This is a genomic window from Pseudomonas mendocina, assembly GCF_003008615.1.
In the GTDB taxonomy this organism is placed as follows: Bacteria; Pseudomonadota; Gammaproteobacteria; order Pseudomonadales; family Pseudomonadaceae; genus Aquipseudomonas; species Aquipseudomonas mendocina_C.
The window spans coordinates 2,375,621-2,401,105 of record NZ_CP027657.1; the positions used below are offsets into that span (position 1 = coordinate 2,375,621).

Here is a 25,485-nt window from a genome sequence, read left to right on the forward strand (position 1 = left end):
AAAGAAAAACGGGGCCAGAGCGGCCCCGTAGCAAGGCGATCAACGCCAGTTGTACAGCTCTTTCTCGGAGAGCTCGTGCATGGCACTGGCTTCTTTCAGGAAGGCTCGTTGCGAGGCCAGGATGCGCGCGTTGAGGTCGTTCTCGGCTGCCAGGGCATCGAGCACCTCTTCGGACTGCTGACGCATGGCCTGCAGCACGTCGTCAGGGAAGCGCTTGAACTGCACGCCGTGATCCTTGAGGTTCTGCAGCGCCTTGGCGTTGTTGAAGACGTAGTCGTCCATCATGTCCAGAGTCGAGGCGCGGGCGGCTTCGACGACGATGGCCTGCAGGTCGGCTGGCAGGGCGTCGAAGGCCTTCTGGTTGACCATGGACTCGACCACTGCCTGCGGCTCCTGCCAGCCCGGGAAGTAGTAGTACTTGGCCGCCTGGTGCAGGCCGAAAGCCAAGTCGTTGTAGGGGCTGACCCAGTCGGTGGCGTCGATGGCACCGGTCTGCAGCGAGGTGAAGATTTCACCGCCGGGCAGGTTGACGGTGATCGCACCCAGCTTGCTCCAGACTTCGCCGCCGAGGCCCGGCATGCGAATCTTCAGGCCCTGGATATCGGCCAGGGTGTTGATTTCCTTGTTGAACCAGCCACCCATCTGCATGGTGGTGTTGCCGGCCGACAGCGGCTTCACGCCGAACGGCGCGTAGGTCTCGTCCCACAGGGCCTGGCCGCCGCCGTGGCTGAGCCAGGCGTTCATTTCCAGGGTGGAGAGGCCGAACGGCACGCTGCTGAAGAATTGCGCGGCCGGTACCTTGCCCTTCCAGTAGTAGGGGGTGCCGTGGCCCATCTCGGCGGTGCCGCGGGAGACCGCGTCGAACACTTCGAGGGCGGGAACCAGTTCACCGGCGGCATAGACCTTGACGGTCAGGCGCCCGGCGCTCATGGCGTTTATACGGTCGGCCAGGCGTTCGGCTGCGGTGCCGAGGCCCGGGTAGTTCTTCGGCCAGGCGGTGACCATTTTCCAGTGGAAAGTCTGCGCCGGGGCTGCGCTGGCGGCGGCTGGTTCACTGCCTGCCTTGTCGTCCTTGCAGCCGACCAGGCCAATGGCGGCCATCAGGGCCAGGGCAGCGCCGAACAGGTTGCGGCGATTCATCAATATTCTCCAGATGCGGTCGTGTCGTTACTTGGAATGGGCCCTACAGGGCTTGCAGCTTGGCATATGCCAGCATCAGCCATTTACTGCCTTCGCTTTCGAAATTCACCTGCACCCTTGCCTGTGCGCCGGCACCCTCGAAATTGAGAATGGTGCCCTCGCCGAACAGGCTGTGCGAGACGCGCTGGCCCAGGCTGAAGGGTGTCTCTGGCACGGCGCTGCCGGCGAACAGGCTGCTGCCACTCATCGAGCTGTTGCTCATGGGGCGGCTGACGCTGTTGGAGAGACGCACTTCCTGAATCAGCGGCGCGGGAATTTCGCGGACAAAGCGCGAGACCTTGTTGTAGGTCTCGCTACCGTAGAGACGCCGGGTCTCGGCGTAACTGATCACCAGCTTCTGCATGGCACGGGTAATGCCGACATAGGCCAGGCGGCGTTCTTCTTCCAGTCGGCCCGGTTCTTCCAGGCTCATCTTGTGCGGGAACAGACCCTCTTCCATGCCAACCAGGAACACCAGAGGGAACTCCAGGCCTTTGGCGCTGTGCAGGGTCATCAGTTGAATGCTGTCCTCGTTCTCGGCGGCCTGGGTATCACCGGCCTCCAGCGAGGCGTGGGTGAGGAAGGCCTGCAGCGGGGTCAGCTCGTCGTCTTCGTCGTTCTCGAAGGTACGCGCGGCGCTGACCAGTTCCTCAAGGTTCTCTACTCGGGCCTGGCCCTTCTCGCCCTTTTCCGCTTCGTGATAGGCGAGCAGGCCGCTTTTCTCGATGACCACCTGGGTCATCTGGTGCAGCGGCATGGCCAGCACCTGCTCGGCCAGGTTCTCGATCAGCTCGATGAAACCGGCCAGTGCGCCGGACGCCCGACCCGGCAGGGCCTTGACCGCCAGCATCAGGCGGATCGCCTCCCACATGTGTACATCATGGGCGCGGGCGTACTCGCGGATGGTCTCGATGGTCTTCTCGCCAATCCCGCGCGTTGGCACGTTGATGATGCGCTCCAGCGCCGCATCGTTGCCGCGGCCGTCGAGCAGGCGCAGGTAGGCCATGGCGTTCTTGATCTCGGCGCGCTCGAAGAAGCGCTGGCCGCCGTAGATACGGTAGGGAATCTTCTCGCGCAGCAGCGCCTCTTCCAGCACCCGCGACTGGGCGTTGGAGCGATACAGAATGGCGATTTCGCTGCGCTTGAGGCCGTCCTTGCGCAGGGCGTCCTCGATCGTCTCGACCACGTAGCGCGCTTCATCGTGTTCGTTGAAGGCGGAATACAGGCTCAACAGCTCGCCATCGCCTACGTCGGTACGCAGCTCCTTGCCAAGACGCCCCTGGTTGTTGGCGATCAGGGCGTTGGCCGCGTTGAGGATATTGGCCGTGGAGCGGTAGTTCTGCTCCAGGCGAATGATCTCGGCATCGGCGAAATCACTGTCGAACTGCTGGATGTTCTCGATTTTCGCGCCGCGCCAGCCGTAGATCGACTGGTCGTCGTCACCCACCACCATCAGGCTCTCGCCGCCCTTGGCGAGAAAGCGCAGCCAGGCGTACTGCACGGCGTTGGTGTCCTGGAATTCGTCGACCAGGATATGGCGGAAGCGCTTCTGGTAATGCGCCAGCAGGCCGGCATTGTCGCGCCACAGGTCGAGCGCGCGCAGCAGCAGCTCGGCGAAGTCGATCACCCCGGTGCGTGCGCAGGCCGCCTCGTAGGCTTCATAGATGCTGCGCATGGTGGCCAGGAACAGGTCGCCGCTGGCCTGGATGCCTTGCGGACGGATGCCTTCGTCCTTCTGCTCGTTGATGAACCACTGCGCCTGCTTGGCTGGCCAGCGTTGCTCGTCCAGGCCCAGCTCGCGTATCACCCGCTTGATCAGGCGTTGCTGGTCATCGGAGTCGAGAATCTGGAAGTTCTCCGCCAGCTTCGCCTCCTGCCAGTGTGCGCGCAGCAGGCGGTGGGCCAGGCCGTGGAACGTACCGACCCACATGCCGGCCGGGTTCTGCCCGAGCATGTCCTCGATGCGATGGCGCATCTCGGCGGCGGCCTTGTTGGTGAAGGTCACCGACAGAATGCTGTGCGGCGAGACATTCAGGCTCTGGATCAGGAAGGCGATGCGGTGCACCAGCACGCGGGTCTTGCCCGAGCCGGCACCGGCCAGCACCAGTTGATGGCCCGGCGGTGTGGTGACCGCGTGGTACTGGGCTGGATTGAGAGTCTTGAGTTTCTGTTCGAGGTCGTTTTGCATCGCGGCATTCTAGGGGGCCGGACAGGGGAGGGCAAACCGCGCTCAGGGTTGTCGTCTGAAACAGGATCAAGCGAAAGGCCTGGAGCCATGGGCGCATCGCAGAGGTTTCCCGTCGTCCCCGCGCAGGCGGGGATCCAGGTGTTCGGTGTCACCGTTCTCACTGGATTCTCGCCTGCGCGGGAATGACGATGCTCTCCGGATTCGGAGTGCTCATCCGATTGCCCTGAAGTCGCGTCGACGAGGCGGTTTGCCGGGGCCTGTGCGCGGGGTAGACTGCGCCCTTCAATGGATTTGAGAGAGCCGCACAGTCGATGTCGACCGTTACCCTCGCCACGCACAGCCCGCTGCTGGGCATTGACCTGGGCACCACCAACAGCCTGATCGCCGTCTGGCGTGAGGGCCGCGCCGAACTCATCCCCAACGCCCTTGGCGATGTGCTCACGCCCTCGGCAGTGAGCCTGGACGAAGACGGCAGCATTCTCGTCGGCGCTGCCGCCCGAGCGCGCCTGACCACCCACCCGCTGCGCAGCGTGGCCGCCTTCAAGCGCTTCATGGGCAGTGACAAGCGCTTCACCCTGGGTGATCGCCAGTTCACCCCCGAAGAGCTCTCGGCGCTGGTGCTGGGGTCGCTCAAGGCCGATGCCGAGGCGTATCTCGGTGTGCCGGTGACGACTGCGGTGATCTCGGTTCCGGCCTATTTCAGCGACGAGCAGCGCAAACGCACGGTATTCGCCGCCGAGCTGGCTGGGCTCAGTGTCGAGCGCCTGATCAACGAGCCGACTGCTGCCGCCATGGCCTATGGCCTGCACGAGCAACCGCTGCAGCGCTCGCTGATTTTCGACCTGGGCGGCGGTACCTTCGACGTGACCGTGCTGGAATACGCCCTGCCGCTGATCGAGGTGCACGCCTCCACCGGCGACAACTTCCTCGGCGGCGAGGACTTCACCGAAGCTCTGCTCAAGGCCTGCCTGAGCGACTGGGGACTGTCGCGTAGCGAGCTGGAAGGCCAGGAACTGGCCAGTCTCGAAGACGCCCTGGAGCAGCTCAAGCGGCGTCTCGCCGAAGGGCCGCAGACCCTCGACTGGAACGGGCGCCAGTGGCAACTAGATGACGCCCGCGCGCAGCAGATCTGGACGCCGCTGCTGACTCGCCTGCGCCAGCCGATCGAGCAGGCCTTGCGTGACGCCCGGCTCAACCCGCGCGATCTCGACAGCCTGGTGCTGGTCGGCGGCGCCACGCGGATGAGCGCGGTGCAGCAACTGGTCGCCACCCTGTTTGGTCGTCTGCCCTACCGCCACCTCGACCCGGACACCATCGTCGCCCTCGGCGCTGCCGCGCAGGCCGCCTGCAAGGCGCGTGACCAGGCCATCGAGGAACTCATCCTCACCGACGTCTGCCCTTATACGCTGGGTATTTCCTCGCGGCGCAGCGACGAGCAGCCCGGCGCCTTCTCACCGATCATCGAGCGCAACACGGTGATCCCGGCGTCGCGCGTGCAGCGCTACTACACCACCCATGCGCAGCAGGAATACATCCGTATCGAGGTCTACCAGGGCGAGCGTCCGTGGGTGCGTGACAACATCTTCGTCGATGCCTTCGAAGTGAAGCTGGCGCAGACCGGTCAGGTGCAGGCGCTGGACGTGCGTTTCAGCTACGACATCAACGGCCTGCTGGAAGTGGACGTGACCCTGGAGAGTGGCCAGCGTCATGGTCACGTGATCGACCGCAGTCCCACTGGCCTGAGCGCCGAGGCCCGTGCCACCAGTCAGGCGCGCCTGGCCGGGCTGAAGATCCACCCGCGCGATACCTTGCCCAACCGTACCCTGCTGGCGCGTCTGGAGCGTGCCTGGATGCAGACTCTGGGTGCGGAACGCGAGCAGATCGGCCTGTGGCTGGACGAGTTCCAGAGCGTGCTCGGTGCCCAGCAGGAGCAACCGATCGCCGCCGCGCGTCAGCGCCTGGAGCAGCAACTGGACGCGCTGCGCTTCTGACGCGAGCGGGTAGGGTGCGCCGCGCGCACCGCAAAACCGGCGCGCACGGCCTGGGTATCAGTCCCGAACCCCGTTCAGGTGGCGCAAGCTCGCCTGCAAGCCCTGCGTGGCGGTCTTCGCCTTGCCACCTGCTGGGCCGTAACGGTTGGGCAGCGGATCGCCTGGCCAGAAGAACAGGGTCAGCAACATGTAGGGCAGCAGGAAACTGCCCAGCAGCAACATCAGCAGGGTGCCGATGCCCCGGCTCATGTCATGCAGGCGGCGCAGCAGGCAGGTGACCAGGACGAGGAAGGCGCCGCCGAGCACCGCCAGTGCCAGGTTGCTGCTCAGTTTGTCCGCGAGCAAGGTCAGGGGCAGCGCCGCCCCCACCACGGCAACCGCCTGCAGGCTGAAGTTGATCCGGTTCAGCCGGCCGCCAAGGCGCCAGAACTGCCACTGCGACCGCCAGGTCGTCGGCGCGTGCTCGGGCAGCAGGCGCTCGCAGCGCGACAGCAGCAGGGTGATGGCCAGGCGCACTGCCGGCGGTGTGGCGCTGGAGTCCTTGGCTTTCTGCAACTTGCGCAGCAGGCTGGTCGCGGGCAAATGCGGCTTGGTGTTGCCAAGCAGGTCGCGCATGCCATCGAAGATCGCCTGCATGGTGGCGAACACCAGGCCGTTGTCCGTGCAGATCGATTGCGCCAGGTTCTGCGGCCGTCCCTTGACCAGTCCCTCGCGAAACGGTTCGAACCAGGTGCCTGGGCAGGTGAACGCCAGGAGCCGTTGCAAGGCCTGGCTACGCTGTTCCTGCGGCAGATCCGGATCGTGATGAAGCAGGGCGTCGAGCAGCATCTGGCCGAACGGGTCGCTGGTCAGCTCGTCACTGTATTGCTGGGCGCAGGCCTCGAGACGTGCGACCGATGGCAGGCGTTGGCTGTCGAGGAGAATATCCGGGCTGACCTGCCCGGCCGCGATCAGGCCTTGCAGCGGATCGCCTTCATCGAGATTCAGTATCCAGCGACGTGGCGTGGTGGCCGCTGCCAGCAATTGGGCCTTGGCCGTATGTGCCGGGTGCTCGGTATCGGTCGGCAGCTCGGCGAGGGTTTGCTCCAGTTGCTCCAGCCATTGTTCAGGCTGCTCCAGCAGGCCCAGCAGCAACAGTGTCTGGCGCTGCCAGTGCCAGCGGGCAGCGGCATCGTCAGGAATCGCTGGCAGGCTGCGGGCGCTACGCTGCAGGGTCAGTTGCAACTGCAGGCAGGACGGTAGCAGCCAACTGGGCAGCGGCGCGAGCAACTCGCCCAGGCGTTGCAGCGTCGCTTGGTCATATCGGCGCAAGCGTCTGAGCCCGCGCAACATCTGCGCGCGGGCCACGGTGTTGTCGCGCAGAGCTTCTGGCAACACGGCGCCTGGCGTGCTCAGTGCCTGCTGCAGCGCCTGCAAGGCGGGCGACTCGCTTAGCCACTGGCGCTGTTGCCGGGCCTGGTGCTGCAGCCCGTGTACCAGTACGGCATCGAGCGGATGGTCGCCGGCTTGCAGGTTCAACAGCGGCTCGAGATCGGCGTCGTCACCACGTTGCAGCAGCCAGGCCTGGCGGTAGAGGCGGGTGAGCGGTTCGTCCGCTGCACCAAGCAGTTCGGCGAGAAAGGGCCATTCACTGTCGCCCAGTTGCCAGGCGACGAAGGTGCGCGCCAGTGGCGTTAGCTCGGTCTTGGCGGCGCGTTGCCAGCGCGCCAGGGTCTGCGGGTTCTGCGCCGGTTCGCCATCGGCCAGATGATAGGCGTCGAGCGGGTGCTGATGGCCGAGCGCGCTCTGGCTGCGGTTGAATGCCAGGATCAACAGCGGCAGGCGCTCAGGCGAGTGGTGTGCGCACCAGGCCAGCAACCAGGCGGCGGCCTCGGGCATCTCGCGTTCCTGCCACAGGCGACTCCACAGGTCGAGGGCATCCTGGTCATGGTGCTGCTTCTGCAAGGCCAGCAGGTACTGCGTGTCGAGATCGTCCGGGGTGGCGTCATGCTGGGCCTGGTAGTAATCCAGCGCATCGCCGAGTGCCACGCCGGCCAGGGTGCACTGGCGATACAGGCGTGGGTAGTAGGCCGGGTCGGCTGGCATCGGCAGGCACAGATCGAGCGAGCACCAGCCACGAAATTCCTGCAGCGGCCGATTGTTGAACAGGTGCTCCAGGGTGCGTACGTACCAGAGGTTTTCCACCTGGGCGACGCCCGGCCATTCGGACAGCGTGGCGAGGTCGAACGGGTCGGGCTCGGCGATGCGCTGGAGAAACTGGTCGAGCGCCTCGGCCTCCTCGAAGGGCAGCTGCATCAGGTGATTGGCCCAGGCCATGCGCTCGGTAAGCAGGGTCACGCAGCGGTGCGACAGGGGGCCGTTGCTCAGCAGCAGGCCGCGCAGCGGGCCGTCGATGCTTTCCAGCACGTCCAGCGGCAACTGGTCGAGCATCCGGCAATAGTCCTGCCAGGCCTCGGGGCGAAAGCGTCGGGCGGCATCCTGCAGCAATTCGACGAGCTGTTGGACGGCCTGCTCGTTGGCGCTGGGCAGGGCGGCCTGCTCATGGGGGGTGGATGCTTCACCGCGGGCGTGGCGCAGGGCGTCTTCATAGGCACTGCGTAGCGCCTGGAAACCCTCGGGGTCGCGCTCCGGGTGCACCTCGGGCAGGCGTGCGCGGTAGGCGCTGCGGATGGTGTTCTGATCGTCGGTCGGCTCTATGCCGAGGCGTTCCCAGCAACTCATGACCAGTCGAACGCCTCCAGCGATGCCGGTTTTTCCGGCAGATCCAGTTCCATGTCCCAGGGCAGTTCATCGAAGCCTGCGGCCGGGTTCAGTGTCAGTTCGCGCACCAGGGCGCGGTGCGTCGGGTCGCTGCCCTGGCGGCTGATGCACAGCGCCTGTTCGTCTGGTTGCTCGTGGCCCAGGCAGTTCCAGTAGCAGCGGCCGATGAGAAAACCGGCCAGGTAGCTGTGCCAGCCCTGGTAGTAGTAGCGGGCGCGCAGGCTCAGGCGGCTGTGCAGCCAGAGGTTTTCCTCGAAGCTCAGCCAGCCGTTGAGCTGCCCGATGCGGGCGAGAAAGCTCATGCGCCCCAGATCCCAGGCGCGGATGCCGCCCGAGCCGCAGACCAGGATGGTGTCGGCAACGTAGCGATAAGCCACCTGCTGGCTTGCGTCCAGGCTGTCGACCAGCGCCTGCCATTCACTCGGCAGCAGGCGCGCGTTGTCCCAGTAGGCACCGCTGAGGTCGCGCGCATGGCCGTCGTCGGTCATGCGCTGGATCATCGCCAGCAGTGCGGGGCGGTCAGCGATATCCCAGGACTCGCTGAGATCGATGAACTCGCTGTCCGGATAGAAATTAGGTAGCGCGTATTGCGCGCCCGAGTTGGCGTTGATCGCCACCATCGGTGCGGAAAGGGCCAAAAGCCAGCGTTGTTGCAGGTCGTCCATGGGGAGTGGGCCGTTCGTCCCTGAGTGCGAAAGGTGCCCATCCTAGGAGCTGTTGCCGGGGTGCCGCAAGCGTCTCGCAGGCAGTTCGAGCGACACCTGCAAAGCGCTGGCGAGCAGCCGACGACCGGCAGGTCAGGCCGCAAATGGCGGCTGCAGGCAGGCGAAAGGCCATCATTGCGCCAAAAGTTAGGCGTCAACCCGTGAAATTGGTCACATGCTGGTTGGGCACCGCGTCTGTCTCGGGTATTCTCCGGCCACGTCAGGGCTGTGACCGCTGCCAAAACGTGGCGCAGACCCTCAGGCAACCATTACAAGAACATCGCCTATGACCGCCACTCCTAGCGCCGTAGTACAAGAGGTGACGCTGGATCCGCAGCTGGCCGAGCGTCAGTTCGCCACGGATATTGCCGCCGAGCGTACCCGCCTGCTTTATCAGGGCTCGCGCCTGCCGACCATGCTGATGCTGCTGGTCGGGCTGGCGGGCACCTTGTTGCTGTGGGATCAGCAGAGCACGCCGTTGCTGGCCGGATGGCTGGGCTGGGTGGTGCTGCTGGTGTTGCTGCGCCTGACCCAGGTGAACGCGTTCAGCGAGGCCTTGCCCAGCCGTCAGGCCGAATCCTACTGGCGGCGTATCTTCCTGTTCGGCGCCGGCGCCTCCGGCTTGACCCTGGCCTTCGCCGTGATCGCCCTGGTGCCCGCCGATGTGTTCTACCAGCAGGCACTGGTCTACGGCCTGATCGCCGCGGCGATCCTCTCCGCCAGTGTGGCTTACGCCGTCAGCCTCTCGGCCTTCCTTACCTTCGCCCTGCCATGCCTGGTGCCATCGGCGGCCTTCCTACTGCTGAGCGATAACAGCCTGCAACGCGGCTGGGGCTTGCTCAGCGTCATCCTCTTTCTCGCGCTGCTGGTGGTGGCCTGGCAGGTCAACCGCCTGGTGCAGCGCAGCCTGGTGCGGCGTTTCCACAACCTGGCGCTGATCGCCCATCTGCAGCAGGCCAAGCAGCAGGCCGAAGGCCTCAACGAAGAGCTGGCACGCGAGGTGGAGCAGCGCCGCCGTGCCGAGCGCGAGCTGCGTGGCGCCCATGGTGAACTGGAGATGCGTGTCGCCGAGCGCACCCTGGAACTGGATGAGGCGACCCACGCCCTGGGCAAGAGCCAGGCGCGCCTGAGCCTGGCGCTCGAGGCCAGCGAACTGGGGCTGTGGGACTGGGATCTGCAGAGCGACCAGGTGCATCACTCGCACCTGCGCGAGCTGTTCGGCCTGGAGCCCGAGCAGGTACAGGTGATGCTGCGCGATCTCACCCCGCGGCTGCACCCGGACGATCTGCCGGCACTGCGCCGGGCGCTGGTGGCGCACATGAAAGGGCGCAGCGAGGATTACCACATCGAGTACCGCGTGCGGCATGCCGATGGCCACTGGGTGTGGATAGAAGACCGCGGCCGCGCAGTCGAGCGCGACGCCAATGGTCGGGTGCTGCGGATGCTCGGTACGCGACGCGACATCAGCGTGCGCCGCCAGCAGGAAGAACAGCAACGTCTGGCGGCGACGGTATTCGAAGCCGCCAGCGAGGGTATCTGCATCCTCGATCCGGACTACCGCCTGCTCGCCGTGAACCGAGCGTTCAGCGCAGTGACTGGCTACAGCCGCGAGGACGTGCTCGGGCGCCGGGTCACCAGCCTGATCGGCAGCCGTGAGATGCGTCAGCAGTACCAGATGATCCGCCAGGAGCTGGACAGCAGCGGCACCTGGCAGGGTGAACTGATCGAGACACGCAAGAGTGGCGAACTCTACCCGCAGTGGCTGCAGCTCAACCTGGTTCGTGATGCAGCCGGCCGGCCCAGCCATATCGTCGGCTTCTTTGCCGATCTGACCGCACGGCGCGAGGCCGAAGAGCGCCTGCGTTACCTGTCGCATTACGACGAACTGACCGGCCTGGCCAACCGCAGCCTGTTCAAGGAACGCCTGCACGAGGCCAGCCAGCGAGCACGGCAGAGCGGTCGCAGCATTGCCCTGGTGCATATCGACCTGGACCGCTTCAAGCTGCTCAACGACAGCCTCGGCCATGAAGTCGCCGACCAGCTGCTGCGGCAGATGAGCCGCCGCCTGACTCAGGCCGTGCCGGAAGCGGACTGCATCGCGCGGCTGTCGGGCGATGAGTTCGCCATCATCCTTGACGCCTACGGCAGCCTGTCCAGCCTGGCGCGGGTAGCCAGTCGGTTGCTGGCCAAACTGCGCGTGCCGATGACCGTCGGCGGCCACGAACTGGTGGTCAGCGCCTCGCTGGGTATCAGCTTGTTGCCGGATTACGCCCGTGAGATCAGCGCCCTGATCAGCCAGGCCAACATGGCCGTGCAACATGCCAAGCACCTGGGCGGCAACACCTTCCAGTTCTTCACCGACAACCTGCAGGCCTGCACCCTGGAGCGCCTGCAACTGGAGAACCGCCTGCGCAAGGCCATCGACGATGGCCAGCTGGAGGTGTTCTACCAGCCCAAGCTGGATCTGCGTGATGACAGTCTCAGTGCCGCCGAGGCGCTGGTGCGCTGGCGCCACCCCGAGCAGGGGCTGATTGCGCCGGGCGAGTTCATCGGCCTGGCCGAGGAAACCGGGTTGATCGTGCCCATCGGCGAGTTCGTCCTGCGCCAGGCTTGCTACCAGGCCTGCGAATGGCAGCGCCAGGGGCTGGCGAATATCCGTGTTTCGGTCAACCTGTCGGTGCATCAGCTACGCCAGGGCAACCTCGCCAGCCTGGTGCGTCAGGTGCTCGACGAGACCGGCCTGGCGCCGCACTGGCTGGAGCTGGAGCTGACCGAGAGCCAGATGCTCGACAACGTCGACAGCGTGATCGCCACCTTCCAGCAACTGCGCAACCTCGGGGTGAAACTGGCCATCGACGACTTTGGTACCGGTTACAGCTCGCTCAGCTACCTCAAGCGCTTCCCGGTGGACTACGTGAAGATCGATCAGACCTTCATTCGCGACCTGTCGCCAGGTGGTGAGGATGCCGCCATCACCCGCGCGATCATCGCCATGGCCCACAGCCTGGAACTCAAGGTGGTGGCCGAGGGTGTCGAGACCCAGGCGCAGATGGATTTCCTCAAGAGCCAGGCCTGCGACGAGATCCAGGGCTTTTTGATCAGCCGGCCGATCGAAGCCAGCGCCTTTGCCGAACTGCTGCGCGCGCAGATCGACCGCCCGCTGGGGTGACGGCGTTTCCTCTCTACCCAGCCCGTGACGCGCGCGTGGTGCTGACCGGAGCAAAGATGGCTGCGCTGCTCTGATGCGCTGCGGGATGCTGCACGTCCCCTGTCGTGAAGGAGCACCCCGATGGCCAAGGCCCCCTCCCTGAGCATGGCGCAGCGTCTGCTGCTGGCCTCACAGAGCATGGCGCCGGTGGCGGTGAAAGCGGCGCTGGTGCAGAAGCTCGGCCCGGTACAGGCCGCGCAGTTGTCGCCACATATGCCGGCAGAGCAGTTGCGCGAGCTGATTCTCGAACTGCCCATCGAGTTTCTCGCCCAGGTCACCACCCATCTCGATCCGCGACTGATCCTCGACGCCTACCTTGCCCTGCCGGACGAGGTGCATCTACAGGTGGCCCGCCAGCTCTGCGTGATCGGCGCCTTCGCCACGGCTGCGCGCTACGCCGAGTGCCTGTCGGCCAAACAGGTGAAGGTGCTGATCTACGGCATCAACGACGCCGACCACGTGCTGCAGATCGCCCGGCATATCGTCGACATCGACCTGATCGTGCAGAGCCTGCGCAGCTTCTCCACCGGGTATCTGTGCAGGTTGACCGAAGCCGCCGCCGCCGATGACAACGTGGCTATCTCGGCGCGGGTGCTCGGTGGGCTGCCGCTGCCACGCCAGGCCGATGTTTGCGCCCACCTCAAGCCTACGGTGTTGCGCGCGCTGTTGCCGTTGCTGCTTGAGGCCAACGACGAACTGCGCGAGCTGTTGCCCGAGCGCGTGCAGGAAACGGCCGCGCTGTAGGGGCGTGGCTCACTTGGCGAACAGCTGGCCAATATCCTTGAAGGCCTTGAACTCCAGGGCATTGCCGCAAGGGTCGAGGAGGAACATGGTGGCCTGCTCGCCGACCTGGCCCTTGAAGCGCACGTAGGGCTCGATGACGAACTTCGTCTCGCGGCTGCGCAGGCGCTCGGCCAGGGCCTCCCAGTCATTCCAGCCGAGCACCACGCCGAAGTGCGGTACCGGTACGTCGTGGCCGTCCACTGGATTGCTGACGGCGGATTCCTGATAGGCCATCTTCGGCGCTTCATGAATCACCAACTGGTGGCCGAAGAAATCGAAGTCCACCCAGTGCTCGCTGCTGCGGCCTTCGGCGCAACCGAACACCTCGCCATAGAAAAAACGCGCTGCAGCCAGGTCGTAGACGGGAATCGCCAGGTGAAAGGGAGCAAGGGACATCACGGCATACCTCTGTTGATTTTTCGCACCAGCCTAACAACAGCAGAATTGATTGAAAGCGAATATCCTTGCTCGCAAGCTAAAATATTTTTGATCAATTGAGGTGTCGATGCTGCGCGAGCTGAAAACCTTCATCACCGTCGCCCGCCTGGGTACTTTTGCCGCCGCCGGCCAGCAGGTTGGCCTGACCCAGTCGGCGGTCAGTGCGCAGATGCGCGTGCTGGAACAGCACCTCGGCGTGCGCCTGTTCGACCGCAGCGGCCGGGCCGCCGTGCTCAACGCGGCGGGCCGGCATGCGCTGCCATTGGCCGAGCAGATGCTCGCCTTGTACGCACAAATGGCGCTGCCGCAGGCGGCCGATCAGTGGCAGGGGGAGTTGCGTGTCGGTGCCATCGCCACCTTGCAAACCGGGCTGTTGGCCGAGGCACTGCCGCGTTTTCGCCAGCTGGCTCCGCTTGTGGAGCTGAAACTGGTGCCGGGCGTGTCGTTGCAGCTGTTCAGCCAACTGGATGCCGGCGAGCTGGATCTGGCCCTGCTGATCAAGCCGCCTTTCGCCTTGCCCAAGGAACTGCTGGAAGTGCCGCTGGCGCGCGAGCCTTTCGTGCTGATAGCGCCGCTGGAGGTGGTCGGTGATGACCCGCTGCGCCTGCTCGCCGAACAGCCCTTCGTGCGTTATGACCGTGCCTCGTTCGGTGGGCGTCAGGTCAGCCGCTTTCTCCGCGAGCAGCGCCTGAACGTGCGTGAAGCGCTGGAACTCGATGAGGTCGAAGCTATCGTGCGGCTGGTGGAAAACGGCATGGGCGTCTCCCTGGTGCCGCGCGCCGGGCTGTGGTTGCAAAGGCCAAGCAGACTTCGGGTGATCGAGCTGGGCGAGCTGACCTTCCACCGCGAGTTGGTCGCCCTGTTGCGGCGGGCCCAGCGGCAGCCGGCTTTGGATTGTTTGTTGAGTTGTCTTGAGCTGCGAGATTGAAAGCTGAATTCGGTGTACCCGAGCAGGGCATCGTGGGCCGCTAGGCAGGAGCGGCCGCAACTGCGGTCGCCCCTGCGTGGAGCAGGTCAGATATCCCAGACCAGGTTGATCGCGAAGTTGCGACCGGGCTGGCTCAGGCGGTCGAGGTTGGCTGGAGCGGTAACACCGGCCTCACCATTGCCGTCGTAACCGCGTACGTCGTCCCACAGCCAGTACTGTTTGTCGGTCAGGTTGTACAGGCCGGCGTTGATGGTCAGATCGTCGGTCAGCTTGTAGTAACCGGTCAGGTCGAGGATGCCGTAGCCGGGCGTGGCGAACTGGCTGCCGTCGCCGGTCGGGGAGTTGAATCCACTGTTGTCGATACGGCTCTTGCGCTTGACCAGCGTCCAGTTCAGCAAGCCACCGAAGCGCTCCTGCTCGTAGCCCAGACCGAATACGCCGGTCAGCGGGTTGACGCTGTTCAGCGGCTCGCCGCTTTCTTCGTCACGACCGCGGGCATAGGCAATCGAACCCTGGGTGTAGAGACCTGGCAGCGCGCCGAAGCTGTCCAGATTCAAACGACCCTTGGCCTCGGCACCGCGGATGGTGGCGCGGCTGATGTTGCGGCTTTGGAATATGGTCTGGCCGCCATTGGCACCTACGGCATCTTCATCGATGAAGTCGCGATAACGGTTGTAGAACACCGCCAGGCTGAAGTTGCCGCCTTCGAAGTTACCGCGCAGGCCAGCTTCCAGGCTGCGACTGGTTTCCGGGTCGAGGTTCGGGTTGGGTTCCACGATGTAGGGCGGGTTGTTGTTCTGGAAGCGACCATACATCTCCTTGGCCGTAGGCGTACGGAAGCCTTCTGCGTACTGGGCGAAGCCGGTGTATTGCTCATCGAAGGCATAGGTCACGCCGAGTTTGGGCGAGACGCGCTGCCAGGTCTTGCTTGCCTCGGTGGGCTCGAAGGTGCTGGTGGGCGGGGCGCTGGCAAGGTACTCGTCGGTCAGGTCGGGCTTGAGTTTGGTGCGGTCGTAGCGCAGACCTGGCAGGAAGGTCCACTGATTCCAGCGGATTTCGTCCTGCAGAAACACGCCGTAGACATCGACGGTTGGGTCTGGGAAATCGCTCTGGGTGGTGAGGGTATCGCCCGTGTTGTTGCTGATCGCCCCGACGCTGGGGCAGTTGGCGCCCAGTGCCTGCAGGCAGACACCATAACCGCTGCGCTGGCCGGTCACATCCTGGTGCTTGATGTTGAAACCGTAGGTCAGCAGGTGATCCGTTTCACCCAGGGCGAAGGCCTTGTCCAACTGTGCGTTGAACACCCACTGGCGATCCTTGTAGTCGGTGCTGCGATAGCGCATCACGTCGCGGGTGATGGCCTGCGTAAAGAAGTTCCTGGCGGTGTAGTGCTCCTGGGTTCTCTGGTCGGTCTTGGCGATTTGGTAGTTCAGGCTCCATTTCAGGCTGTCGGCCAGCAGGCTGTCCAGGGCCAGGCTGTGCTCCAGGCCGAAGCGCTCACGGGTGATTGTGTCGTTGCCGTTGCGGCCCGCGTAGTAGTTCTGTCCTACACCGATGGTCGGGGCATTGAACGGCCCGCCGACGGCGCTGAGTTGATTGCTGTCGCGATCGTCTTTGTACTTCTCGTAGGTCAGTTGCAGGCGGTCGCTGTCGTTGTAGTTCCAGCCCAGCTTGGCCAGAACGTTGGTGGTGCGTACGTCCTCGGGGTTGGCTTCGGTGCGGCCCAGGCCTGTACCGCCGGTATTGCCGTAGGACTCGGTCTCGTGGCCGTTACGCTGAGACAGATGCAGCAGGGCATCGAAGTTCTGATAGCGGCCTGCGACGGTCGCCGAATTCAGCCAGCTTTCGTCTGCGGAGCTGTAGCCGCTTTTCAGCCGGGCACCGACATCGCGGCCGTCCTTGATGATGTCGCTCGCGTCGAGTGTGAAATAGCTGACCGCCCCGCCAATGGCATTGCTGCCATACAGCGCTGAGGCCGGGCCGCGGAGGATTTCCACCCGCTTGATGATTTCCGGATCGACATAGTTGCGCTGGGTATTGGCATAGGGGCCGTAGTAGAAGCTGGCAGGGATTTCGACGCCGTCGACCTGAGTCAGCACCCGGTTACCATCGATACCGCGGATGTTGTAGCCGGTGAGGCCTGAGCGCTGACCTGTTCCGCCGACGGAGACGCCTGGCTCGTCGCGTAACAGCTGCTTGATGGTGTTGATGTTGTTGCGATCCAGAACGGTTCGATCACGCACGCTGACCGTGCTGGGAACGGCGTTTACATCCTGCGCGTGAAGCGTGGCGGTGACCGTCATCGCTTGCAGGGCGAGCCATTGAGACGGGTTCTTCACCAGCACCACACTGCGCTCACCAATGCTGCGGTAGCTCAGGCCGGTGCCTTCGAGCAGGCGTGCCAGGGCCAGCTCTGGCGACAGACGGCCATTGGTACCGGGCGACTCGATGCCGTCGGCCAGTTGCGCCGACAGACCAATTTGCCAACCCGTGACTTCACTGAATGCGTTCAGCGCGGCAACCAGGGGCTGGCGCTCGATGGCGAAGCGGTAACCGCTCTGACTCTGCTGTTCTGCGACGAGTGAGCCATCGGCGGCTTGAGCCAGCAGTGGCAGGCTGGCGCAGGAAATGGAGAGTGCCAGCAGCGACAGGCTGGCGCTGGACAGCCGCAGGGAACGCTGGCGTCGAGTGTGAAGGGACATGGGTAAGCTCTCTGTGTGCGTCGGTCAGTTAATGCGAATTGTTTGCATTGTTCTGACGAGACGAACGACTCCTGCGAGAGCGTAAAAATTATTCTTCTCAGTTGAGAATCAGTAGCGACGGGTATTCGTGAAGCTGGGCCGAGGTCACCTGTGCCAGCGAGCGCACGATGTCGGCGGGTTCGCTCAGGCGGTAGTTTCCGGTGATGCGCAGGTCATCCAGGCGGGAATTGCCACTGATGATCCAGCCGGGATAGTAGCGGCGCAGCTCGTCCAGCACTTCGTGCAGAGGGCGATCATCGAAGATCAGGCGGCCCTGAACCCAGGCGAGCTGGTTGGCCGTGACGCCGTGGGTACGATTGCCGATACCGTCCGGGCCGACCCGGATGCTGTCGCCGCTGGCCAGGTAGATGCGGCTGTCGTTACCCCGTGTGTGCACCTCGATCTCGCCGCGTTCGACGCTGACTTCGGCCTCGTCGCCGAGATAGCGGACGGAGAATGCGGTGCCGCGTACCGAGATCAGAATGGGCCCGGCGGCAACCTGGAAGGGGCGGCTGCTGTCCTTGGCAACGTCGAAGTAGGCTTCGCCACGCAGCAGTTGCGTGACGCGCTGGTGCTCGTCGATCTGGCTGGAGAAGGCACTGCCTGTGTTGAGCAGTACGCGCGAGCCGTCGGCCAGATCCAGGCTTTGTCGCTGGCCGATGGCCGTGACATGGTCGGCCCGCAAACGCAGCAGCAGGTCGCTTTGCAGGGTGATACCGACTACCAGCAACAGTGAGGCGGCAATCGCCAGGGTTCTGCCGATACGCCGCGCACGCTTGGGTGCTGTCTGTCTGCTGCGCTCCAGGCGAGCGGCGGCTGTCACCAGTGTGGGCGCTTGCCAGCAGCGCTGGGCGCGTTCGAACGCTTCGGCATTGGCCGGGGAGGCGGCCAGCCACTCGGCGAATCGCGCCCGGCAATCGTCGTCGGCATTTTCCAGCAGGAGCAGCCAGTCCAGCGCCTGGCTCAACGGCGTGTCGCTGTCGATGGGTGATCCCTGCTGCTGATGCATCGGGCTGTTCTCGAAACCGGGGGGCAATATTCTGGCCGAAGGTGTGAGTGAGCGATAGTCGCTCATGTCGGCGGGCTCAGGCGGTCGAGCAGAGTCATGCACAAGGCCATGATCAACTTGAGCTCTTTTTGTACCGTGCTGGGTGAAACACCCAGCTCGGCGGCGATCTCGGCATAGCCCTGGCCATGCAGGCGGCTGAGAATGAAGATGCGTTGCTGGCGCTCGCTCAATTGCTCCAGTGCACTGCCCAGGCGCTGCAGGAGGCGCTCGGCATGCAGGCTGTCCTCGCTGGATGAGCCTGGTGCCGGGACGGCCTGCATGATGGCGTCCGGCACGTCATCGAGCATGGTGCGCGACTGCATGCGTTCGCGGCGCAGGTGGTCGAGCGCCAGGTTGCGCCCCGTCTGGAACAGAAAGGGTTCGAGATGATCGACCGGTTTTTCGCGCAGGCTACGGGCCACCCGCAGGTAGGTTTCCTGCACCAGCTCCTCGGCGATGCTGGCGTTCTTCACGATTTTCACCAGGGTACGCAGCAGCGGGGTGCGCTGGCTGATGAATACGCTGTCTAGGTTGGAAATGGTCACTGGCAAGCTCGGTTCGCCGACTACAAAATAAATAATAATCATTTTTAATAAGGTCGACTAGCGAGCGGGGCCATGGCGCGTCGTTCGAGCGATACCTCGCTGTAATTCACCGTTATTTTTACGGAGCTGGGCAGGTTCGTTCGTCTTTATAAGGCAGTGGTGGTCGAACGCCTTGCGCATCTCGCGCAGCTGTTCAGGGCGTCAGATCGGTCTAACTTCATGCCAGTCATCAGTGAGCTTTTCATGAACGCTTCTTCGCAACTTTCCCATCCGCTGCGTTCGCAGCGCCTCAACCAGGTCACTCACGAGCCGCACAGCAAGCTCGACAATCTGGTGAAGAGCCATGATCCGTTCGGCAGCCCGGAGCGGTTCTCCCACTTCGTGGCGGCCCAGTACCTGTTCCAGCGTGATCTGGAAAAACTCTACAACGACCCCGAGCTGACCAAACTGGTGCCGGATCTGCCGCAGCGTTGCCGCGTCGACCAGGCCAGGCTGGATCTGGCCGATCTGAACCGCGCCTTGCCCGAGGGTGATGACAGTATCCGCAACAAGACCATGGGCACCGGCGAGGCATTGGCCTGGCTGTTCGTGTCCGAAGGTTCCAAGTTGGGCGCAGCTTTCCTGCTCAAGCGCATGCCGGCGCTGGGTCTGAGCGAAACCTTCGGCGCGCGTCATCTCGGTGAGCCGGCAGGTGGTCGCGCACAAGGCTGGAAAGCGTTCACGGCGGTGCTCGATAGCGTCGAGCTGGATGCCGAGCAGGAGCGTCTGGCCGAGGCGGCGGCGATTGCCGCTTTCGAGCGTTTCACCGTGCACTTGGAACGTTGTTTTGCCTGAAGCCACGCTGGCGCGTTCGGCCTGGCAGCGCTGGTTGTGGTTGCTGGTGGCCTACCTGAGCATCGGCATGGCCATGCTCGGCGTGATACTGCCGGGGCTGCCCACTACCGAGTTCGTTCTGCTTGCCGCCTGGGCGGCTTCACGCAGCTCACCTCGGTTGGCCGCCTGGCTGGAGAACCATCGTATCTTCGGCCCGCTGCTGCGTGACTGGAAGAACGGTGGCCTGATCGCCCGACGCACCAAGTGGGTGGCCAGCCTGAGCATGCTGGTGGCCCTGACCATCCTGTTGCTGACGGTCGATCACCTGCCGTCGGTGCTGTTCGCCGCGGCCGGCATGAGTTGCGGTGCGCTGTTCATCTGGACGCGGCCGGAGAAACCGAAGGCCGGGTAGGGCGTTTTCAAGATCCCGTAGCCCGGATGCAATCCGGGACGGTCCGGCGCGATGCCACGGATTGCATCCGGGCTACAGGGCTGTGGCTCCGTAGGGTGCGCCGTGCGCACCGGCGGTGGCACACCCTACCCAAAGGCGCTCCAGCGGAGCGCCTTTTTCGTTCAGAACAAGGTCTGTGGCAGTTGCTGCGCTCGCGCCCGGCGCAGTTGCAGCCAGCCCATCAGGCCGAGCAGGAGAACCGCTGGAATCCACATGATCTCCTTGGGAGGGCGGTGGGTTTCCATCTGCAGCTCGAGGATCTCCTGGTCGAACTGCAGGCCGGCGCGTTCGGCTGCCGATCTGAAGCTCACCGCGTCGATCAGGGTGCGTTCGCCTTCTTCATACAGCGTCAGACCCAGGGCCTCCAGGCGTTCCTCGGGCACGCTGTCTGGCACCTTGAACATCACCGTCAGGTCGCGGGTGCTGCCATCCACTTCCTCCTGACGCACCACCAGGCGTAGATCGTCGCCGGGTCCGGCCCGCTCCAGCGCTTCGGCGAAGCGTGCCGGTGGTTCGCTGTGGTAGGGCGGGGTGATGCGATCCAGCCAGAAGTCCGGGCGGAACAGGGTGAAGGAGATCAGTAGCAGCAGCGGCAGTTCGAACCAGCGGTTGCGGGTGATGAACCAGCCTTGGGTGGCCGAGGCGAACACCAGCATCGCCAGCGTGGCGCTGAAGAAGGTGATGATGCCCTGGGTGACGGTCACGTCGATCAACAACAGGTCGGTGTTGAAGATGAACATGAACGGCCAGACGATGCTGCGCGCGTCGTAGATGAAGGCCTGGATACCGGTCTTGATCGGGTCGTCCTTGGCGATCGCCGCTGCGGCGAACGAGGCCAGCCCCACCGGTGGTGTGGAGTCGGCCAGCAGGCCGAAGTAGAAGACGAACATGTGCACCGCGATCAGCGGTACCACCAGACCATGCTGCTGGCCGAGCGAGACGATCACCGGCGCCATCAGCGACGACACCACGATGTAGTTGGCAGTGGTAGGCAGGCCGAGGCCGAGCACCACACAGAACACCCCGGTGAGCACCAGCATCAGCAGCAGGTTACCCATCGACAGGGTTTCCACCAGGTCAGCGAGAACGATGCCGACGCCAGTCTGCGAGATGGCACCGACCACGATGCCGGCGGTGGCGGTGGCCACGCCGATACCGATCATGCCGCGGGCACCAGCCTGCAGCGCGGCGTACAGGTCATGCAGACCATTGCGCAGGGTGCCGGCGCGACGCAGCGGGTCGCGGCGCATCAGGTTGAGCAGCGGGCGCTGGGTGATGAGGATGACGATCAGCGACAGCACGCCCCAGAAGGCCGACAGGCCGGGGGACAGGCGCTCGACCATCAGGCACCAGACCAGGATCACCATCGGCAGCAGGAAGTGCAGGCCGGAGAGGAACACCTTGCGTGTGTCCGGCAACTGGGTCAGGGCGGTCTCCGGGTCTTCTGCCGCGAGCTGTTCGACCCCGGCGGAGATGCGGATCAGCACCAGGTAGGCAACGGCGATCAGCCCGGCGATCACCCAGCCGGCATTGTTGCCGAACAGCGGCTTGAGCCAGCCGAGGCCGTAGTACACGGCCAGGGCCAGGGCGCTGACCAGGGCGATGCCGAAGCTCAGGGTCATCAGGCGCAGCAGGAGGGGCTTCGGCGTCGGCCGTGGCAGGCCGGTCATGCCCAGCTTGACTGCTTCCAGGTGCACCAGCCAGAGCAGGGTGATGTAGGAAATGGTCGCCGGCAGCAGGGCGTGCTTGAGCACCTCGACATAGGGAATACCGACGTACTCGATCATCAGAAAGGCCGCAGCGCCCATCACCGGCGGCATCATCTGGCCGTTGGTCGAGGCGGCCACTTCGATGGCGGCGGCCTTGGTGCCGGGGTAGCCGACCTTCTTCATCATCGGAATGGTGAAGGGGCCGGTGGTGACCACGTTGGCGATCGACGAACCGGACATCAGGCTGGTCAGCATCGAGCCGATCACCGAGGCCTTGGCCGGGCCGCCACGCATGTGCCCGAGCATGGAGAACGCCAGCTGGATGAAGTAATGGCCGGCGCCGGCGCGGTCGAGCATGGCGCCGAACAGCACGAAGAGAAAGACGAAGGCCGTGGACACGCCCAGCGCCACGCCGAATACACCTTCGCTGCTCAGCCACTGGTGGTTGGCCAGCGCCTCCCAGGACACGCCGCGGTGCGACAGCATGCCGGGCATCCACGGGCCGGCGACGGAGTAGACGAGAAACACCAGGGCGATCACCGCCAGCGCAGGGCCGAGGCTGCGGCGCGTGGCTTCCAGCAACAGCGGGATGCCGATCAGCGCGGTGAGCAGGTCGAGGCTGGTCGGTGTGCCTGGCCGGCTGGAGAGTTCGCGGTAGAAGATGAACAGGTAGAGCACCGCCGCGCCAGCCAGCAGAGCGAACAGCAGGTCGTGCCAGGGCACGTGGCTGCGCGGTGAACGACTGAAGGCGGGGTAGACCAGAAAGGCCAGGGTCAGGGCGAAGGCCAGGTGGATGGCCCTGGCTTCGGCATCATTGAAGATGCCAAAACTGAAAATGAACGGCAGGGGTGAAACCAGCCACAACTGGAACAGCGACCAGCTCAGGGCTAGGGCGGCAATCAGCCCGGCCATCACCCCGCTCGGGGATCGAGCACCGGTTTCCTGGGCCGCGAGTTCGGCAGCGCTCTGTTGATTCATGGGTGCAGCTCCAAATCAAACGGCCGATCCTGAAGGATCGGCCGGTAATCTCGGTGACGCGAGCACCACTCGCGGCAGTGCGCGAGTGGTCTCTCCGCTTGCCCGGCTCAGGCCGCAGCAGGCGGGGTGGCGACTCTGTCAGAGCCAGCCACGCTCCTTGTAGTAACGCTCGGCACCTTCATGCAGCGGGGCGCTCAGACCGGCGGAGATCATCTCCTTCTCTTCGAGGTTGGCGAAGGCCGGGTGCAGGCGCTTGAAGCGGTCGAAGTTCTCGAAGATCGATTTGACCACCAGGTAGACCAGCTCCGGATCGGTCTTGCTGCTGGCTGCCAGCAGCGCCTTGCCACCCAGCGACGGCACCGGCTGGTCGACGCCCGGATAGAGGCCGCCAGGCACTTCGGTCTTGATGTAGTAGGTTTTCTCTTCGAGGAATTTGTCGATGTCCGGGCCTTCCACCGGGATCAGTTTGCCGGAGACCACGCTCAGGCCTTCCTGGATCGCGCCGTTGGGGTGGCCAACCACATAGGTCATCACGTCCAGGCGGTTGTCGGCCATGGCCGAGGCCATTTCGGCAGGACGCAGTTCAGCGGCCAGAGCGAAGCTGGAGCGCGTCCAGCCCTTGGCTTCCATGACTTCTTCGAAGGTGTCGCGGCTACCCGAACCCGGTACGCCGATGTTGACGCGCTTGCCGGCCAGGTCATCGAAGCTTTCCACGCCGGAGGCGACGCTGGCGAGGATGGTCAGCACCTCGGTCTGCATCGACAGCACGCTGCGCATCTCTTCCATCGGGCCTTGCTTGTCGAACGGCGCCAGGCCGTTCATGGCCTTGTACTGGTGGTCGGACTGGATGAAGCCGAAGTTGAATTCACCGGTGCGCAGGGCGTTGATGTTGTACACGCTGGCGGCGGTGGACGGTGCGTTGCAACGCACGCCCTGGTCGGTGCCCAGGCGGTTGACGAAACGGCAGATGGACTGCCCGGCAACGTAGTAGACGCCGGTCTGGCCGCCGGTGCCGATGGTGACGAAGCGCTCCTGCGCATGACTGAGCGAGCTGGTGGCGGACAGGGCCAATGCCGCTGCCACGGAGGTGAATACACCGGAAATCGCGAATTTCTTCATGGGATGCTTCCTGTTGTTCTAGTCGATTGTTGTGCTTGGCCCAAACCGCAGGCCTTGCCTATCCAATGGCTATCACCGCGCCACTTAACCCTGTTCAAGGCTCGCTGCGCTTCAGCACTGCTGCATCAGGAGCAGGCTTCGGCTCGCGAAATTCCGAACAGTCTCAGGCTCACTCCGGGAGGGCGGCGGTCAGCATGATTTCCACCAGTACATCCTCGGATGCCAGCGGAGCCTGAAGGGTGGCGCGGGCAGGTGCGCTATTTTGCGGCAACCAGGCAGCCCATACCTCGTTCATGGCCGAAAAGTCTGTCGCAATATCTTTCAGCCAGATCTGCGCAGTGAGCAGACGAGTCTTGTCGGTGCCGGCGCGGGCCAGCAGATCGTCGATCTTGGCCAGGACTTCGCGGGTCTGTCCGGCGCAGTCCTGGCTGCGGTCGGTTGGCACCTGACCGGACAGGTAGACCAGCCCGCCGTGGATCACCGCGCCGCTGAGGCGAGGGTTGCTGTCGATACGCTGGATGCTCATGTGATTACCTCATGCTGGAAGTTGAAGTAGGGTGGGCTTCAGCCCACCGTTTCAAGGCCAACTCGGTGGGCTGAAGCGGATCGCCGCCCGGCCCACCCTACGGCCTATGCCTTGGGCTCAGGCCGGTCAGGTCGATGGGGCTGGCTGCGCCGCCGATCAGTTCGGCGAGAATCTGGCCGCTGGCGCAGGCCAGAGTGAAACCGAGGCTGCCGTGGCCGACGTTGAGCCAGAAGTTGTCGTAAGGCGTGGCACCCAGTAGCGGCGTGCCGGTGGCGGTGGACGGACGCTGGCCGGCCCACTCGCGCGCTTCGGCGTAACGACCGGCGCGGGGAAAGGTTTCTGCGCAATTGGCGCGTAGCGCCTGCATGCGCCGTGGGTCGACCTGGTTGTCACGGGCGCCAATGTCGACCATGGCGGCCACTCGAAGCTGGCCATCGAGGCGGGCGTAGACCGTCTTGCGGTCGAAATCGGTGACGCTGATCTGCGGGCAACCATCGCCGTTGGCGGCAGGCAGCGACAGGCTGTAGCCCTTGAGCGGATAGAGCCCCAGCTTGATACCCAGCGGTGCAGCGATCGCCTGGCTGCCATTGCCGGCGGCGAGGATGAACTCGTCCGCTTCCAGCTCCGAGCCGTTGGCCAGAGTCAGGGCCTGGATATGGGAACCCTCGCGGCGGGTGCCGGTAACCTGATCGCGCAGGCGCCAGTAACGACCGCTGGCTTGCAGGTTCTGCTCCAGTGCCTGGCAGAACAGGAAACAGTCGGCAGCCTCGTCGGATGCGCTGAAGATGCCGCCAGCCAGCTTGCCGGCCACATTGGCCAGCGCGGGCTCCAGCGCCAGGCATTCGTCGACCGAGAGCGCTCGTTGTTCGTCGCCTTCTGCGATCTTGCTGGCGGCAGCAGCGAAGGTGGCTGGTGAGCGATACACCACCAGCTTGCCGTTGCGCTTCCAAGCGAAGCCGTCGAGGCCATCCTGCTCTCGCCACTGTTGCAGTATCGCCTGGCTGTAAAGGGCCAGGCGCAGCAGGTGGCTGCCATTGCGCCGGTTCACCGAGCTGCGGCAGGCGGCGAGAAAATTCAGGCACCACTGCCACTGTTCGGTCGACAGGCGTGGGCGGAACTGCAGGGGCGCGCTGGCGCCCTGCAACATCCAGGCGATGGCTTTCAGTGGCACGCCGGCATCCGGCAGCGGCGACACGTAGCGATAGCTGAGCTGGCCGCCATTGGCGAAGCTGGTCTCCAGGCCAGGTTGGGGCTGCGCCTCGATCAGGGTTACCTGATGCCCGGCGCGCACCAGTGCATAGGCACTGGCCATCCCGATGACGCCACCGCCAATGATGGCAACCTGCTTGGACATGTCACAGCCTCGACCAATGAAA

At 64.5% G+C, this 25,485-nt stretch carries 18 protein-coding genes; 6 read left to right on the top strand and 12 right to left on the bottom strand.

The genetic code is table 11. The features are described from left to right. Positions 1-39: 39 nt before the first annotated feature. Together C7A17_RS11030 and uvrD are read right to left on the bottom strand one after the other, a co-directional pair. Complete coding sequence (locus C7A17_RS11030; RefSeq protein WP_106738081.1) at positions 40-1,140, bottom strand: TRAP transporter substrate-binding protein; 1,101 nt, start codon at positions 1,138-1,140, stop codon at positions 40-42. A 43-nt stretch (positions 1,141-1,183) separates the two neighbouring features. Beyond that, on the bottom strand, positions 1,184-3,367 hold the full coding sequence (uvrD, locus tag C7A17_RS11035; protein WP_106738082.1) for a DNA helicase II: 2,184 nt from the start codon (positions 3,365-3,367) through the stop codon (positions 1,184-1,186). A gap of 311 nt (positions 3,368-3,678) precedes the next feature. On the opposite strand from uvrD, the gene C7A17_RS11040 reads away from it, so the two are divergent. Continuing rightward, positions 3,679-5,358, top strand: a complete 1,680-nt coding sequence (locus C7A17_RS11040; protein WP_106738083.1) for a molecular chaperone HscC — start codon at positions 3,679-3,681, stop codon at positions 5,356-5,358. A 57-nt stretch (positions 5,359-5,415) separates the two neighbouring features. On the opposite strand, the gene C7A17_RS11045 is transcribed toward C7A17_RS11040, so the two are convergent. Both C7A17_RS11045 and C7A17_RS11050 read right to left on the bottom strand, forming a co-directional pair. Further along, complete coding sequence (locus tag C7A17_RS11045) at positions 5,416-8,079, bottom strand: DUF805 domain-containing protein (protein WP_106738084.1); 2,664 nt, start codon at positions 8,077-8,079, stop codon at positions 5,416-5,418. Then, positions 8,076-8,783 carry a DUF1266 domain-containing protein gene (locus C7A17_RS11050; RefSeq protein WP_106738085.1) on the bottom strand — a complete coding sequence of 236 codons (708 nt, stop codon included), beginning with the start codon at positions 8,781-8,783 and terminating at the stop codon, positions 8,076-8,078. Before C7A17_RS11050 ends, C7A17_RS11045 begins: the two co-directional genes overlap by 4 nt. Positions 8,784-9,108: 325 nt before the next feature. Here C7A17_RS11050 and C7A17_RS11055 point away from each other — a divergent pair, with 325 nt between their 5' ends. After that, positions 9,109-11,991, top strand: coding sequence for an EAL domain-containing protein (locus C7A17_RS11055; RefSeq protein WP_106738086.1), 2,883 nt, complete (start codon positions 9,109-9,111; stop codon positions 11,989-11,991). A 120-nt stretch (positions 11,992-12,111) separates the two neighbouring features. Then, positions 12,112-12,774 carry a hypothetical protein gene (locus C7A17_RS11060; protein WP_106738087.1) on the top strand — a complete coding sequence of 221 codons (663 nt, stop codon included), beginning with the start codon at positions 12,112-12,114 and terminating at the stop codon, positions 12,772-12,774. A 9-nt stretch (positions 12,775-12,783) separates the two neighbouring features. Here the strand turns inward: C7A17_RS11060 and C7A17_RS11065 are convergent, their stop codons facing one another. After that, on the bottom strand, positions 12,784-13,209 hold the full coding sequence (locus tag C7A17_RS11065; protein WP_106738088.1) for a VOC family protein: 426 nt from the start codon (positions 13,207-13,209) through the stop codon (positions 12,784-12,786). Between the two features lie 109 nt (positions 13,210-13,318). On the opposite strand from C7A17_RS11065, the gene C7A17_RS11070 reads away from it, so the two are divergent. Then, positions 13,319-14,179, top strand: a complete 861-nt coding sequence (locus tag C7A17_RS11070; protein WP_106738089.1) for a LysR family transcriptional regulator — start codon at positions 13,319-13,321, stop codon at positions 14,177-14,179. Positions 14,180-14,265: 86 nt separating this feature from the next. Here the strand turns inward: C7A17_RS11070 and C7A17_RS11075 are convergent, their stop codons facing one another. The 3 genes from C7A17_RS11075 to C7A17_RS11085 all read right to left on the bottom strand — a co-directional run bounded on the left by C7A17_RS11075 (position 14,266) and on the right by C7A17_RS11085 (position 18,513). Continuing rightward, entirely contained in the window at positions 14,266-16,881 is a 2,616-nt protein-coding gene (locus C7A17_RS11075) for a TonB-dependent receptor (protein WP_106738090.1), read from the bottom strand. A gap of 97 nt (positions 16,882-16,978) precedes the next feature. Next, positions 16,979-17,929 carry a FecR family protein gene (locus C7A17_RS11080; protein WP_234035940.1) on the bottom strand — a complete coding sequence of 317 codons (951 nt, stop codon included), beginning with the start codon at positions 17,927-17,929 and terminating at the stop codon, positions 16,979-16,981. 62 nt (positions 17,930-17,991) lie between these two features. After that, positions 17,992-18,513: an RNA polymerase sigma factor gene (locus C7A17_RS11085; protein ID WP_106738092.1), complete on the bottom strand. Its 522-nt coding sequence runs from the start codon at positions 18,511-18,513 to the stop codon at positions 17,992-17,994. Positions 18,514-18,756: 243 nt separating this feature from the next. Here C7A17_RS11085 and C7A17_RS11090 point away from each other — a divergent pair, with 243 nt between their 5' ends. Beyond that, a complete protein-coding gene (locus tag C7A17_RS11090; RefSeq protein WP_199796418.1) occupies positions 18,757-19,347 on the top strand; it encodes a biliverdin-producing heme oxygenase in 591 nt (196 codons plus the stop codon). Further along, on the top strand, positions 19,340-19,738 hold the full coding sequence (locus C7A17_RS11095; protein ID WP_106738093.1) for a YbaN family protein: 399 nt from the start codon (positions 19,340-19,342) through the stop codon (positions 19,736-19,738). Before C7A17_RS11090 ends, C7A17_RS11095 begins: the two co-directional genes overlap by 8 nt. Before the next feature lie 161 nt (positions 19,739-19,899). Here C7A17_RS11095 and C7A17_RS11100 read toward each other — a convergent pair whose 3' ends face one another. From C7A17_RS11100 to C7A17_RS11115, 4 genes are all read right to left on the bottom strand, one after another. Beyond that, positions 19,900-22,464, bottom strand: coding sequence for a TRAP transporter permease (locus C7A17_RS11100; protein ID WP_106738094.1), 2,565 nt, complete (start codon positions 22,462-22,464; stop codon positions 19,900-19,902). 138 nt (positions 22,465-22,602) lie between these two features. Further along, a complete protein-coding gene (locus tag C7A17_RS11105; protein ID WP_106738095.1) occupies positions 22,603-23,583 on the bottom strand; it encodes a TAXI family TRAP transporter solute-binding subunit in 981 nt (326 codons plus the stop codon). A 169-nt stretch (positions 23,584-23,752) separates the two neighbouring features. Then, the gene (locus C7A17_RS11110) at positions 23,753-24,109 is read right to left on the bottom strand and encodes a RidA family protein (RefSeq protein WP_106738096.1); all 357 of its coding nucleotides are present in this window, start codon (positions 24,107-24,109) and stop codon (positions 23,753-23,755) included. Positions 24,110-24,206: 97 nt separating this feature from the next. Further along, positions 24,207-25,463 (bottom strand): D-amino acid dehydrogenase, encoded by a 1,257-nt coding sequence (locus tag C7A17_RS11115; RefSeq protein WP_106738097.1) that lies wholly within the window; start codon positions 25,461-25,463, stop codon positions 24,207-24,209. Positions 25,464-25,485: the final 22 nt, after the last annotated feature.

Coding starts and splice junctions, on each gene's coding strand:
- C7A17_RS11030 (WP_106738081.1), bottom strand. CDS start 1,140: ATGAATCGCCGCAACCTGTTCGGCGCTGCCCTGGCCCTGATGGCCGCC.
- uvrD (WP_106738082.1), bottom strand. CDS start 3,367: ATGCAAAACGACCTCGAACAGAAACTCAAGACTCTCAATCCAGCCCAG.
- C7A17_RS11040 (WP_106738083.1), top strand. CDS start 3,679: ATGTCGACCGTTACCCTCGCCACGCACAGCCCGCTGCTGGGCATTGAC.
- C7A17_RS11045 (WP_106738084.1), bottom strand. CDS start 8,079: ATGAGTTGCTGGGAACGCCTCGGCATAGAGCCGACCGACGATCAGAAC.
- C7A17_RS11050 (WP_106738085.1), bottom strand. CDS start 8,783: ATGGACGACCTGCAACAACGCTGGCTTTTGGCCCTTTCCGCACCGATG.
- C7A17_RS11055 (WP_106738086.1), top strand. CDS start 9,109: ATGACCGCCACTCCTAGCGCCGTAGTACAAGAGGTGACGCTGGATCCG.
- C7A17_RS11060 (WP_106738087.1), top strand. CDS start 12,112: ATGGCCAAGGCCCCCTCCCTGAGCATGGCGCAGCGTCTGCTGCTGGCC.
- C7A17_RS11065 (WP_106738088.1), bottom strand. CDS start 13,209: ATGTCCCTTGCTCCCTTTCACCTGGCGATTCCCGTCTACGACCTGGCT.
- C7A17_RS11070 (WP_106738089.1), top strand. CDS start 13,319: ATGCTGCGCGAGCTGAAAACCTTCATCACCGTCGCCCGCCTGGGTACT.
- C7A17_RS11075 (WP_106738090.1), bottom strand. CDS start 16,881: ATGTCCCTTCACACTCGACGCCAGCGTTCCCTGCGGCTGTCCAGCGCC.
- C7A17_RS11080 (WP_234035940.1), bottom strand. CDS start 17,929: ATGCATCAGCAGCAGGGATCACCCATCGACAGCGACACGCCGTTGAGC.
- C7A17_RS11090 (WP_199796418.1), top strand. CDS start 18,757: ATGAACGCTTCTTCGCAACTTTCCCATCCGCTGCGTTCGCAGCGCCTC.
- C7A17_RS11100 (WP_106738094.1), bottom strand. CDS start 22,464: ATGAATCAACAGAGCGCTGCCGAACTCGCGGCCCAGGAAACCGGTGCT.
- C7A17_RS11105 (WP_106738095.1), bottom strand. CDS start 23,583: ATGAAGAAATTCGCGATTTCCGGTGTATTCACCTCCGTGGCAGCGGCA.
- C7A17_RS11110 (WP_106738096.1), bottom strand. CDS start 24,109: ATGAGCATCCAGCGTATCGACAGCAACCCTCGCCTCAGCGGCGCGGTG.
- C7A17_RS11115 (WP_106738097.1), bottom strand. CDS start 25,463: ATGTCCAAGCAGGTTGCCATCATTGGCGGTGGCGTCATCGGGATGGCC.